General features: G+C 42.3%; 10 protein-coding genes. 4 read left to right on the top strand and 6 right to left on the bottom strand.

The features are described 5' to 3' along the window. Positions 1-143 precede the first annotated feature (143 nt). Positions 144-1,781 carry a carbon-nitrogen hydrolase family protein gene (locus ACT3S4_RS06935; RefSeq protein ID WP_045453728.1) on the bottom strand — a complete coding sequence of 546 codons (1,638 nt, stop codon included), beginning with the start codon at positions 1,779-1,781 and terminating at the stop codon, positions 144-146. A 639-nt stretch (positions 1,782-2,420) separates the two neighbouring features. On the opposite strand from ACT3S4_RS06935, the gene ACT3S4_RS06930 reads away from it, so the two are divergent. Further along, positions 2,421-3,050: a BLUF domain-containing protein gene (locus ACT3S4_RS06930; protein WP_444760782.1), complete on the top strand. Its 630-nt coding sequence runs from the start codon at positions 2,421-2,423 to the stop codon at positions 3,048-3,050. Between the two features lie 99 nt (positions 3,051-3,149). On the opposite strand, the gene ACT3S4_RS06925 is transcribed toward ACT3S4_RS06930, so the two are convergent. After that, on the bottom strand, positions 3,150-4,592 hold the full coding sequence (locus ACT3S4_RS06925; protein WP_201552926.1) for an FAD-binding oxidoreductase: 1,443 nt from the start codon (positions 4,590-4,592) through the stop codon (positions 3,150-3,152). Positions 4,593-5,073: 481 nt separating this feature from the next. Here ACT3S4_RS06925 and serA point away from each other — a divergent pair, with 481 nt between their 5' ends. After that, positions 5,074-6,300: a phosphoglycerate dehydrogenase gene (gene serA / locus ACT3S4_RS06920; RefSeq protein ID WP_444760781.1), complete on the top strand. Its 1,227-nt coding sequence runs from the start codon at positions 5,074-5,076 to the stop codon at positions 6,298-6,300. A 139-nt stretch (positions 6,301-6,439) separates the two neighbouring features. After that, positions 6,440-6,868 (top strand): hypothetical protein, encoded by a 429-nt coding sequence (locus ACT3S4_RS06915; RefSeq protein ID WP_087814015.1) that lies wholly within the window; start codon positions 6,440-6,442, stop codon positions 6,866-6,868. A 66-nt stretch (positions 6,869-6,934) separates the two neighbouring features. Here the strand turns inward: ACT3S4_RS06915 and trhO are convergent, their stop codons facing one another. From trhO to metX, 4 genes are all read right to left on the bottom strand, one after another. Further along, complete coding sequence (trhO, locus tag ACT3S4_RS06910; RefSeq protein WP_444760780.1) at positions 6,935-8,017, bottom strand: oxygen-dependent tRNA uridine(34) hydroxylase TrhO; 1,083 nt, start codon at positions 8,015-8,017, stop codon at positions 6,935-6,937. Positions 8,018-8,294: 277 nt separating this feature from the next. Then, positions 8,295-8,876, bottom strand: coding sequence for a tetratricopeptide repeat protein (locus ACT3S4_RS06905; protein WP_045443681.1), 582 nt, complete (start codon positions 8,874-8,876; stop codon positions 8,295-8,297). A 560-nt stretch (positions 8,877-9,436) separates the two neighbouring features. Continuing rightward, the gene (metW, locus tag ACT3S4_RS06900) at positions 9,437-10,054 is read right to left on the bottom strand and encodes a methionine biosynthesis protein MetW (protein WP_045443684.1); all 618 of its coding nucleotides are present in this window, start codon (positions 10,052-10,054) and stop codon (positions 9,437-9,439) included. Continuing rightward, the gene (gene metX / locus ACT3S4_RS06895; protein ID WP_201555008.1) at positions 10,051-11,481 is read right to left on the bottom strand and encodes a homoserine O-acetyltransferase MetX; all 1,431 of its coding nucleotides are present in this window, start codon (positions 11,479-11,481) and stop codon (positions 10,051-10,053) included. The genes metW and metX overlap by 4 nt, the downstream gene beginning before the upstream one ends. Positions 11,482-11,969: 488 nt before the next feature. On the opposite strand from metX, the gene hemH reads away from it, so the two are divergent. Further along, a complete protein-coding gene (gene hemH / locus ACT3S4_RS06890; RefSeq protein WP_060490449.1) occupies positions 11,970-12,989 on the top strand; it encodes a ferrochelatase in 1,020 nt (339 codons plus the stop codon). Positions 12,990-12,991: the final 2 nt, after the last annotated feature.

Below are 12,991 nucleotides of genomic sequence, written 5' to 3'. Positions count from 1 at the left end.
TGGCTGCTTTTTTGCTATAGGTTTTGTATAAATGGCTTTGATAAGTGGTTGTTGATAGATAAAAATAAACGGCTGAAATGTCAGCCGTATTATTCATAAATTTTATTAAACCGTGTTCAGTGTTGGTATTTTAAAGTGACTGATTAAGGTTTTTGCGCACGGTTTTGTAATGGATCACCGAGCAGGACACTACCAGAGTTTTCGAGGCGCTCATCATCGCTTAGCTTACTGGCTGATACTTTAGATTTTCTCTTCCATTTCAAACTATACAAGTCATCACGGCGATCAAGCAGATTATGTACCGAACCTTCGTTACGGACATGAATAAGCTTGTCTAAGTTCACATCTGAGAAAAATACCATCTCAGTGTTGGCAGTGGTTTCTGCCATAATCGCATCATGCGGGAAAGCAAAATCTGATGGCGAGAAGATAGAAGACTGTGCGTATTGAATATCGAGACTTTCAACCTGTGGTAAGTTACCAACCGAACCACAAATCATCACATAGCATTCGTTTTCAATCGCACGTGCTTGGGCGCAGTGGCGCACGCGTAGATAGCCGTTTTGCGTGTCTGTCCAAAATGGCACGAATAAGATGTCCATATCATCAAGTGCCATGAGGCGGGCAAGCTCAGGGAATTCAACGTCATAACAGACCAAAATACCAATACGACCGGCATCGGTATCAAACACCTTAACCTCGTCACCGCCTTCGATGACCCAAGCGCTACGCTCATGCGGGGTAATATGGATTTTGCGCTGCTCTTCGACCGTACCATCGCGGCGGCACAAGTAGCTGACATTATATAACGTATCGTCCTCGTCTAAGTACGGCATCGAGCCTGTAATGACGTTGACGTTGTAGCTGACCGCTAAATGCGATATCTCATTTTTAAACCATTCGGTATAACCAGCTAAAAATCGAATAGCGACGTTTTGATCCGTCGATTCACACAGACCCATCAACGGTGCGTTAAAGAACTCTGGTAAACAAGCAAAGTCAGAATTGTAATCAGCCATAATATCGACAAAGAATTCGACTTGTTGCAGCAGCTCTTCAGGTGACTCGACTTCACGCATTTGCCATTGGATGCCACCAATACGCACCTCAGACTTACGAGTGTTTGGCTTATAATCTTGCGGCTCGTAATAAATATTTGCCCACTCAAGTAGAGTAGCAAAACCTTTAGATTGTTTATCGTCAGGCAAATAAGCCGTTAAGATACGCTTGACGATAAAGCCATTTGAGAGTTGGAAAGACAATGCAGAATCATGAATTTCACGAGCCGCGACGGCTTCAATATATTCGCCAGGTGTGAGATCTTGATGGTTATGATAGTTCGGGATACGACCACCAGCCAAAATAGCTCGGAAGTTTAACTGGCGACACAGCTCTTTACGGGCATCGTATAATCGACGTCCTAGGCGATAACCACGGTATTCAGGGTCGATCAGCGCATCTAAACCGTAAATAGCATCGCCTTCAGGGTTGTCTCTGATAATCTCTTTATGACCAATCAAGTCGTCGTAGGTATGCGGGTTAGAAAACGTGGCATAATCAACACGCATAGATAACACGATACCAATCAATTGATCATGATCAAATAAAGCGATCTGACCTTCGGGGAAGGCATCGATTAAGGTATTAATAGTGTTCTTTGACCATGCACCGCCTAAGTTGACATAGACACGATCCATTAATGCTTTTAATTGTGGATAGTCTTTTTTCTTGATTTCAGCGATGGTTAGATGAAAGTCGTCTAGTTTTTCTATTTTGCTCATAATGTTCCTGTTTTGGATCTTTATTAATTTTAGTGATATCAAATAGCATGCGTTGCCACAATTCGGTTGGCAATTTTTTTCGGTTGGCAATTTTTTGTGTAAAAAAAGTGATAAAAATATTCCAATCATAAAATATTATCGTTACAATCAATTATCACTGTATTTACAATAAGTTATGAAAATGATTTATCTTATGAATTCTGTCAGATTTGGCGTTACTGACGTGTTTTTTGAATCTCATATCATTTTAAAGTAGCTATAAATTTAAATTAAAGTGTCTGTAAATTAAATTAGCTATGAATTAAAGTAACTATAAAATTTTTCATAATGTTCACAAACCGTCGTTGGGGTTAATACAAGCCAAGTGTTTGGTACAGCTTCTAACCTGAAGATGTCAGTACAGATATTTTGTTAGCTTAACATTATTTTTAAATATCATATCTTAGAATGCTTAGTTTTGATCTATTTGGTTTTGGTCTATTTGTTTTGCTGGTTATCATAACAAGCTACTCAAGTAATGACAGTTTAACGTGGTAACTATTTGCTACGTTTTTGTGAGTCGCTGTCTTTTTTTATTGGGGCGTCGTTGTGTTTGTTTTGTTTAGCCGTATTTAATCGGCTTTTTAGGATTGTTTTATTATGCCCTCAAGTCACAACAATAGAGTCAGTAGCTGGGATGAGATAGAAGACTCAGCGCTGGTTCAATTGGTGTATGTTAGTAGTTTGACGCTTGTCTCACGTTTAAGCGCCTCTATATTTGATGAAGTAGAATGTCATGCGCGTAACTATAATCAACAGCATGGCATTACAGGTACTCTATGTTATGGTAGTGGTCATTTTTTGCAATGCATCGAAGGTGAGAAAGCGCACGTATTTGCCTTAAAGCAACGCATATTTGCGGATAAGCGCCATAAGAATACTGAAATATTGCTGTTACAGACGATAGAACATCGCCGTTTTGCGGATTGGCGTATGCGCTTATTATTTTTAGAGCGTTGGTTATGGTCACCAGCGAGCAAAAAGCAAGCCGCACAGTTATCGCTATATTTGCCATGTGCGCCGCATAATTGGTCGCCTGATCGTACCGAGAATTTTTTACAAATCATCAAAACCTTTGATACGCCGCCACATATTAAAGCGGCTGGTATTACCTATAATGCACTGGGCAACATGTTTCGTCATATCGCCGCCCCGCATCAAGCATTTTTAATCGTTCAAGGTTTTTTAAGTGTGTTATTAGTGGTAGCGCTAGTGTTGTTATTTTTATAAATAATCACTTTTATAAGACAAAAAAAAGACGCTAAATATCAATGTTTAGCGTCATTTTTTATGCCATTTTAATTATGAGCTTAATCATTGAATAAGCACTTACATATCAAAAATCTTGCCACGGTTCATAATGTTATTCGGATCAAAGACTTTTTTTACCTCTCGTAAGTACTCAATCTCAGTCTCACTGCGGCTATATTGTAAATAAGGCTTTTTAGTCATACCGACGCCATGCTCAGCCGAAACCGAACCGCCATACTTTTGCACCGTCTCAAACACGTGTTTGTTGACGATTTGACACTCTGCAAAGAAATCATCTTTACTCATGTCTTCAGGCTTTAGAATATTAAGATGCAAGTTGCCATCGCCAATATGACCGAACCAGCAGACTTCAAAGTCAGGGTAGTTGCTGCTGACGATGTGATCAATCTCGGTGATAAACTCAGGGACATAGCTTATTAGTACGGATACATCGTTCTTATAAGGCGTAAATACTGAGATGGTCTCAGAGATGTATTCACGCAGCTTCCACAGCTCTTCAGCCTGTGCCAAGCTCTGGCTCATGACACCATCGACGACCCAACCTTGCTCCATGCATTCTTCAAATATCGCCATGGCTTTATCCATGATCGGCTCGTATGGCGCTTCGAACTCTAATAGCGTATAAAATTTGGTGCGCGATTCAAATGGCTCTTGTACTTGACCATGTGCCATCAATTTATCAATCGCCACATCATCAAAGAACTCAAAAGCGGTCAAATCAATCTTTGCTTGAAAGGCTGATAGCACATTCATGACATCATTAAAGCTGTCCATGCCCAGTACCATGACGTTTAAGTCTTGCGGCTGACGCTCAAGCTTGATTTGCGCGTGGGTGACAAGCCCAAGTGTGCCTTCGCTACCGATAAATAATTGGCGTAAGTCATAACCCGTAGCATTTTTGACCATACCGCGGTTGAGCTGCAAGATATCGCCTTTACCAGTGACCACTGTCAGCCCCATAATCCATTGACGAGTCATGCCATAGCGTATGACTTTGATACCGCCTGCATTGGTGCCAATATTGCCACCGATTTGACTTGAGCCAGCTGAGGCAAAGTCGACAGGGTAGTAGAGGTCTTTAGACTCTGCGAATGATTGCAACTGCTGAGTAATGACGCCTGCTTCGACTTCAACTATTCGATCGGCTGGATAAAACTGTCCGATACGGTTCATTTTATCCATACTGACGACAATCTCGCCATTGGCGGCGACAGCACCAGCTGACAAACCGGTACGACCGCCACTTGGCGTTAACACCACATTGTGCTCATTGGCAAGCAATACGATGGCTTGTACTTGCTCAGTCGTCTTTGGAAAGAGAATAGCAGCAGCGGCAGGGGCAAAGTGCTTGGTCCAGTCCTTGCCCCAATGTTCTAAACTCTCAGGGTCGGTTTTGATTTGGCTGGCGTCAAACTGATGGGCATCAATGAGCGTGCTTAAAATAGTTTGAACAGCAGCTGTATGGGTTGCAGAGGTGCTTTGGCTAGATAAAGAAGTCATGGTCAAATCTCGGTATAAACGTAAGCGCTATGCCTAAAGGGGATTATTATATCGCTAAATGGATATAAACATAGCCACATAGGTATGTTTATATAGTACGTATTTATATGATTATAAGTGAGCCAGTAAAGCAATGATAGAAAGATGTCATGCTGCGTGCTTATATGGCGGTAAATGGCAAAAAATAGTTTAATAAACGTCGAACAGCATGATTTACTATAGCATAAAAAGTTTTCAGGCTTGATAACCAATAATTCATCTAATCTGCTAACATCGCCGCCCAATTTTGTGTAAGATATCCAGACTGTTTTCGTTTCACCCACCCTATAGTTAAAGCATTGGTAAGTGGTTACGACGTTAACCTCATTTAATGTACTCAGTGTATGGTTTGCGCTTGGTTACTTTGTACCTACTTTAAACGGCTTCGACTACAGATTATCCCTCAGATAATTTTACAAGACAATTATAGGACAGTTCTCATATGGCGTTATCACTACAAAAAGACAAAATCCGGTTTTTATTGCTTGAAGGTCTACATGACAATGCTTTAAAAGTATTGGAAGGAGCTGGTTATCATAACATCGAGAATATCAGTCACGCATTAGATCAAGATGAGCTGATCGAAAAAATTAAAGACGCTCACTTTATCGGTATCCGTTCGCGTACGCAATTGACACGTGAAGTACTTGAGCACGCGCACAAGCTCATCGGTATTGGCTGCTTTTGTATCGGTACCAACCAAGTAGACTTAGACGCCGCTCGTGATTTGGGTATTCCCGTCTTTAACGCGCCATACTCAAATACCCGTTCGGTGGCTGAACTGGTATTGGCCGAAGCCATCATGCTATATCGCGGCATTCCTGAAAAGAACGCGACCGTACATCGTGGCGGTTGGGGCAAGTCTGCGACCAATTCACATGAAGTACGTGGTAAGACTATCGGTATCGTCGGTTATGGTTCTATCGGTTCGCAACTGTCTGTCTTAGCAGAAAGCTTTGGCATGAAAGTCATTTATCATGATGCTGTGACCAAATTGCCACTAGGTAATGCGGTACAAGTAGGTAGCTTAGAAGAGCTACTATCAATGGCTGACATCGTGACTTTGCATGTACCTGATGTACCAAGCACCCGCTACATGATGAAAGCTGAGCAGTTCGCCCATATGAAAGACGGCAGTTACTTTATCAATGCCGCTCGTGGTACTTGCGTAGAGATTGATGATTTAGCCGCTGTGCTTGAATCTGGTAAAATACTGGGCGCGGCGATCGACGTATTCCCGAAAGAGCCAAAATCAGCTGATGAAGAGTTTGAATCACCACTGCGTAAATTTGATAACGTCATCTTGACGCCGCACATTGGTGGCTCAACTCAAGAAGCACAGGCCAATATCGGACTTGAAGTCGCTGATAAGTTTGTTAGATACTCTGACCAAGGTGACACAGCGACAGCCGTGAACTTCCCAGAAGTTTCTGTTCCGTTCAAAGAAAACTCACACCGTCTGCTACATATTCATAGAAACGTACCAGGCGTGCTGTCACAGATTAACCGTCTGTTTGCAGAAGCAGGGATTAACATCCTCGCGCAAAGCCTGATGACAGAGGGCGATGTCGGTTATCTAGTGATGGATGTTGATTATAACGATTCAGATGCCGCACTAGATCAACTAAAAGACGTAGAAGAAACGATTCGTGTGCGTATTTTGTTTTAAGTTATAGTGATAACTTATTCATAAAAAAGAGGCTAATAAGCCTCTTTTTTATTTTTAAACTATTATTCAGTAAATGCTTACGATATCATTACTACTCAATTGTTGATTAATTATTCATGGACTACTACAGGAACATATTATGTCAATGGCTTTTGGCTTCTGCACAGCATCTGATGACCAACTAGAAAATATAATTAATGGTAATATCGACCTTCATGAAATGCGTTGGAATACTGACAATCAGTATGAAAATTTCATTCAAGAATCATTCGAGTTTTATTCCATGGAAGTGCTAGAAATTTTGGGAAGTGGTGATTACCCGTTATCCAACTTATTATTTTTAGCAAAGGAAGATAAAGAGTTTTATGAGGCACAGGAAGGTCTTTTATACGATTCTGATGCAGTGACGCAAATTGTATCAGACTTTCAAGAGACAGACTTAAATGAAGTGGTATCAGATATGGGTTATGCAGAAGATCAAGATGTAATTAACCTGTTCCAAAAAGTTCAAAAACTATTTGAGTTCGCAAATGAGAAAGATATTAATGTGATAGGTTTCATAATTTAAAGTAATGTGGCAAGTTTTCTTACAATAAATCTGCCACATTTTTTAATAGACAATATTTACTTGCAATTATTTTTTAGCTTGATTAGCGTCTTCCGCTTGACGACGTGCTTCAATTTTAGCGGCTTTGCGTTTCTCAATCACATCAATCACATCACTACCAATATGCGCTTCGCCACGTTTCTTCGCCAGCTGCATTTGATGCTCACGTTCGCGAAATCTGGCTTTTTGCTCGTCGGTCGCTTTATCAATGCAGTGTGGGCATGACTCGCCTTTGATGTAAGCAAGACTTTGCATGTCATCGACAGTAATGGGCATACGGCAGGCGAAGCATTGCTCATAGTTGCCTTTTTCTAAGTTATGATTGACCGACACGCGGTTATCAAAAACGAAGCAATCGCCTTGCCACATAGAGTCGCTGGCTGGGATTTCTTCTAGATATTTTAAGATGCCGCCCTCTAAATGATACACCTCTTCAAAGCCTTGCTCACGCATATAAGCAGTAGACTTCTCACAGCGTATACCACCGGTACAGAACATCGCGACTTTTTTATGTTTGGCTGGATCCATCTCTTTTGCGACGTACTCTGGGAACTCGCGGAACGTTTCGGTATTTGGATTGACGGCATTTTGGAACGTGCCGATTTTAACTTCATAATCATTACGGGTGTCGATAAGAATGACATCAGGGTCTGAGATTAACGCATTCCATTCGCTTGGTTTTACATAGCGTCCAACTGATTGCAATGGGTCAATATTCTCAACGCCCATGGTAACGATTTCTTTTTTGAGCTTCACTTTGGTACGATAAAAAGGCTGAGCATCGGTATAAGATTCTTTAAAGGTAAAGCTGCCAATCGCTTCGATACTGCGCAGATACTCAATGACGTTATCGATACCTTGACGTGTGCCAGAAATCGTACCATTAATGCCTTCATTGGCAATCAATAACGTGCCTTTGACATCATTATCGAGCATATTATTTAAAATTGGCTCGCGGTATTGCTCGAAATCGCTAAAACGCGTGAACTTATATAGAGCGGCAACGACGATGTTATTGGTGACGCTATCGTAGGCTGGGGCTGATTTTTTGTCGGTGACAGTGCTATTTTGGATACTGCTATCTGTATTGTGGTCTTGAATGGTACTCATGTTTTTCTCCTGCTGGCTAGGTCGCAAACCTAGTGCGTTGGGTTTAGGGTGCTTTTTAAAATTAACAGTTGAAATTGATTGGTAATGCTATAACACTAGCGCGATTGTGGAATTGGCTAATGCGGGCGTAGTGTAGCAAATTTTAGGGAAGTTTTGGAGGTTTTATCATTCTTAAGAAAGATATAGGTGGTGATTATAATAATAAAGATAGACAACAAAAAGCCCAGTAAGATACTGAGCTTTTTTTCATATTCACTGCGTAAAGCAAAATTAGAGTTTACTTACTCTGAAACCAAGTATCCGCTTTGCTACGAGCGCTAGCGATGTCTGAACTGGATAAGTTCAATGCCAACTGGCCAATTTTACCGCGCGCTTTGTTACGTACTTTTTCATCGAGCATACCGTCACGGGCAGCCAAATCGTACCATTTATAAGCATCGACGAGATTTTTTTGCTTTTCATCGAGCAATGCAAGCGTATAGCTGGCACGGTTATCGCCGCGCATTGCCGCTTTTTCTAACCAAACTTTCGCTTGTTGCAAATTAGGCTGCACACCTTCACCGCGCAAGTACATGATGGCAAGATTCAACTGAGCAGGGGCAACGCCTTGCTGAGCCGCTTTGGTATACCACTGAATAGCTTGTTGGGTATTTTTTGCAATACCTTCGCCTTTCTGTAAGCGCTTGGCTAAATAAAACTGAGCGTGATCGTTACCTTGGGCAGCGCGGTTAGACAGCTCACTGACTGGCATTAGCTCAAAACGTGACGTATCAAGTGGCACGTTTGATATTAACTCAGCGTTTGCTAGACCTGCACAAGAAAATAAGGCAGTAAACAACGCAGCTTTTAATAATTTCATAGCAGCTCCAAAATTAGGCAGTTAATAAGCAAAAAAAGTTGCACTGCTAAAAGGGTTTAGACGGCGATAACAATTAGGTGAAATCTTGCGATACCAACTTACCTAATTATTAGCAATATAATTAATCGATGTGTTGTGGCAAATTCCTTTAATCGAACCGATAAACGGTCAGAATCAGGGTGCGATTGACACTATTTTGCTAGCTTAACACCCAAACTTACGAAACTCAAATACTAATTACATGATTTAATGCTTATTCATACCTCATTGTCCTCAATAAAATCATAGGGTTACTTAGGCGTAAGAATAAGTTAACCAGCTATTGAGGTTAAAATTTGTATTTATGAGCCATGCTATTGCTTTCAACCAATGCTAGGGCGTGTCTTCAATTCAATCGATTATCTTCTAAATGGGCAAAAATGGTTAAATTTTGCCAAACATCGTCAAATAGTTTAGCAATATCTCGATATTATTTGCGCTACTTTCCTTGTTTGACGGCAATTTATCTCATTTTTATCACCATTTTTAAAATAAAGATACGCCCCAAGTAGATAAACCTATTATTCAGGTTTTTGTTTGGTGACACGATAGATAGCGACGTCTGCCAATAGGTTGGGTGCTTGGCGTATCAATGCTTTCATAAGTGGCGTATGACCTTTTTCAGAATCGCTGACGGCAAAGCGGTTGACGATATGAATATCATGCTGTGCACAAAGCTGCTCAAAATCTTTAAACGTACACAGATGAATGTTTGGGGTGTTATACCACTCATAAGGCAATGCCTCTGAGACAGGCATCATCCCTTTAAGTCCTAAATGAATGCGGTTTTGCCAATGAGCAAAATTGGGAAAGGTGATGACGGCTTCGCGAGCAACACGTAGCATGTCAAGTAAGAGCACATCAGGCGATTTCACCGCTTGCAGCGCCCGTGCCATGACGACGGTGTCGAAACTGTTATCAGCGAAACGTGCCAGACCATCATTCAAGTCTTGCTCGATAATAGATAAGCCTTTGGCGATACCATCGTTGATTTTTTCTTCGTCAATCTCAAGTCCGTAGCCGGTGACGCCGCGATTTTGTTGTAAATGCGCGAGTAGCTCACCATTGCCGCAGCCCAAGTCCAGTACATGTGAGTGCGGCGCAATCCAGCGCTCAGCCAATTGATGATCCATTCTCATGAGCGCGCTCCTGCTTTTTGCTGGCTGCTTTGATTTGTGCTTTGTGCTGGTTGTTTTGATTTGCTGTCGGTGATAAATGGCGCAGTCAAAAATCCTCGGACGGCACCCATATAACGAGGAATATCAAATAAGAAAGAATCATGACCATGCGGCGCATCGACATTGATGTAGCTAACTGGTTTGCCAGTCGCCATCAGCGCATCGACAATCTCTTGTGAGCGCTCCGGCGCAAAGCGCCAATCCGTGGTAAATGAGACCACTAGGTATTGGCATTGCGTATGGGCAAAGGCGGCTTTGAGCGCAGACAGCTCTTGCTGACGATTCTGTTCACTTTCATCTATCGTTGCCACCGTATCTTCTAACGCAGGTTGCGTGCTTTGTTTACTAGATTCCACTGATGTGGCAATCGAGTCCTTAAGCTGTGCTGCTGATTCTGTCGAATCTGTTGCCATGGCTGATGGATAATCACGTGTTGGATCAAAATAATCTAAGGCTTTTGTCATGAGCAAATAAGTATTGGCATCGAAATTTTCGCTAAAGCGCTCGCCTTGATAGCGTAAATAGCTCTCCACTTGAAACTCAACATCGTAGCCATACATAAATTTGCCAGACTTTAAATCACGACCAAATTTCGCCTTCATCGCGTCATCGGTTAAGTAAGTGATATGCCCAACCATCCGAGCCAATATTAGCCCGCGACGAGGGTAGGTGCCTGCTTGTAAATAGCGTCCCTCTTTGAAGTCAGGGTCAGACAATATCGACTGCCGCGCCACTTCGTTAAAGGCGATATTCTGTGCTGAGAGCTTTGGCGTGCTGGCAATGACCACGCAGCGTTTCAACCGATTTGGATAATCAACTGACCATTGCAGCGCCTGCATACCACCCATGGAACCACCAACAATGGCATGCCAAACATCAATACCAAGACGATCTGACAGCATCGCTTGGGTTTTTACCCAGTCCTTGATGGTCACGAGCGGAAAGTCAGGGCCATAAACTTGCAGTTCACTGGCTGGATTGTTTTTGTTTAAACTTTCTTTGTCTAAACTGTTTTTGTTTACATTATTCTGGTCTGAATCGATACTGTCAGGATTAATGGTCGTTGGACCGGTAGAGCCGAAACAGCTGCCGATGTTGTTGACACATACGACATAAAACCGATTGGTGTCGATCGCTTTATTAGGGCCAATCATATTGTCCCACCAGCCAGCCTTTTTATCATCATCGCTATGGAAACCTGCCGCGTGATGACTGCCGGATAGGGCGTGGCAAATGAGTACCGCGTTTGATTTGTCGTTATTTAGCGTGCCATAAGTTTCGATGATTAAATCAAACGATGGCAAAGTACGATTACATTCTAACGTCAACGGCTCAGCGAAATGAAAAATCTGAGGCGTGATAATGCCGACTGAACCGACTGAGTCCACAGGATTAACTAAGCTCGCCGAATGAAGCGTATCTGTCGGGGACTGGTCACTGGTATTATTAGGGCGTGCGTTCAAAGCTACCTCGCAAGACAACAATCATCAATAAAATAAAAAGGGCAAACTGTCGATAGGCAGTGTTGCCAATACTGCTTTGCCGACACTGTTTTCTAAATGTTTTTCTTACAATGTGCTTGCCTATTGTATGGTGATGCGCGTAGGAGTACAACCGTCGAGCGAGTCTTTTGAGCATAGCCTTTTAAGCATGGTTCTTAGGGACGATGGGTGGTAGGTAGAGAAGGGTTAGGGTGAATCAATGATTGCTGACTATCAATAAATAGCAACTAAGTATCAAATTGTATAAGTGTACTTTTACCATGCGTTATTAATGGATAAAATGCTACACTAACAAAGCATTCAATCAATCATGACTTAATAATCTTTTATCGCATATTCTTCTTTAATTAACCTAATAATAAAATAGTGCTGCTATGAAACCTGAACTGCCTCCCCGTATTGCCGTCCTATTAGTGAACCTAGGTACGCCAGATGAGCCAACAGCGCCTGCCGTACGTCGTTACTTAAAACAGTTTTTGTCTGACCCCCGTGTCATCGAGATTCCAAAATTCTTGTGGGCGATTATTCTCAATTTGTTTGTATTGCCAAGCCGCCCTAAACGTGTGGCAAAAGCCTATGCCAGTATTTGGGAAGGCGACTCACCGATTCGTAAGATACTAAAGAGCCAAGTGGAGCTATTAGAACCACGGCTTGCAAATAGTGCCGCACCATTTCGGGTTTCTGTCCATCCGGCGATGAGCTATGGCAATCCTGGTTTGCCTGATGTGATGGATACCTTGCGCGGTGAAGGCGTTGATCACTTTGTTATCTTGCCATTATTTCCACAGTATTCCGCTTCCTCTGGTGGTGCTGTTTATGATGCGTTGACAAAGTGGACGTTAAAGCAGCGTAATTTGCCGAACTATACCATCGTCAAAGATTACTTTGCGCATCCGCTGTATATTCAAGCATTGGCTGATTCGATTCGCCGCTTTCAAGCAGAGCATGGTAAGCCTGACAAGCTCATGTTTAGCTTCCACGGTATCCCGCAGCCTTATGCTGATAAAGGCGATCCTTATCCTAAGCGTTGTAAATGTACTGCCGCACAAGTAGCTCACGCGCTTGGTCTAAAGGATGACGAATGGATTATCAGTTTTCAATCACGCTTTGGCAAGCAAGAATGGGTCAAGCCCTATACCGATGTGGTACTAGAAGATTGGGGCAAGTCAGGTGTGCGCTCGGTACAAGTCATTAGTCCGGCTTTTTCTGCTGATTGTCTGGAAACGTTAGAAGAGCTTGCCATCGAAAATCGTGAAAACTTTCTTCACGCGGGTGGACAAGAATATCACTATATTCCCGCATTGAACTTGGATGAGGCGCACATTGATTTGCTCGAAGCGCTTAGTGCGCCATTGGTCAAAGGCTGGGCGGGAACGCTAGATGGTTGGGCTTGATT

The sequence above is a fragment of the Psychrobacter sp. AOP30-A2-5 genome, from assembly GCF_052378115.1.
Taxonomy (GTDB): Bacteria; Pseudomonadota; Gammaproteobacteria; order Pseudomonadales; family Moraxellaceae; genus Psychrobacter.
This window is presented reverse-complemented; position numbering and strand designations above follow the sequence as displayed.

Excerpts from the sequence above, each read along its gene's own strand:
- ACT3S4_RS06935 (WP_045453728.1), bottom strand. The coding sequence starts at position 1,781 with ATGAGCAAAATAGAAAAACTAGACGACTTTCATCTAACCATCGCTGAA.
- ACT3S4_RS06930 (WP_444760782.1), top strand. The coding sequence starts at position 2,421 with ATGCCCTCAAGTCACAACAATAGAGTCAGTAGCTGGGATGAGATAGAA.
- ACT3S4_RS06925 (WP_201552926.1), bottom strand. The coding sequence starts at position 4,592 with ATGACTTCTTTATCTAGCCAAAGCACCTCTGCAACCCATACAGCTGCT.
- serA (WP_444760781.1), top strand. The coding sequence starts at position 5,074 with ATGGCGTTATCACTACAAAAAGACAAAATCCGGTTTTTATTGCTTGAA.
- ACT3S4_RS06915 (WP_087814015.1), top strand. The coding sequence starts at position 6,440 with ATGTCAATGGCTTTTGGCTTCTGCACAGCATCTGATGACCAACTAGAA.
- trhO (WP_444760780.1), bottom strand. The coding sequence starts at position 8,017 with ATGAGTACCATTCAAGACCACAATACAGATAGCAGTATCCAAAATAGC.
- ACT3S4_RS06905 (WP_045443681.1), bottom strand. The coding sequence starts at position 8,876 with ATGAAATTATTAAAAGCTGCGTTGTTTACTGCCTTATTTTCTTGTGCA.
- metW (WP_045443684.1), bottom strand. The coding sequence starts at position 10,054 with ATGAGAATGGATCATCAATTGGCTGAGCGCTGGATTGCGCCGCACTCA.
- hemH (WP_060490449.1), top strand. The coding sequence starts at position 11,970 with ATGAAACCTGAACTGCCTCCCCGTATTGCCGTCCTATTAGTGAACCTA.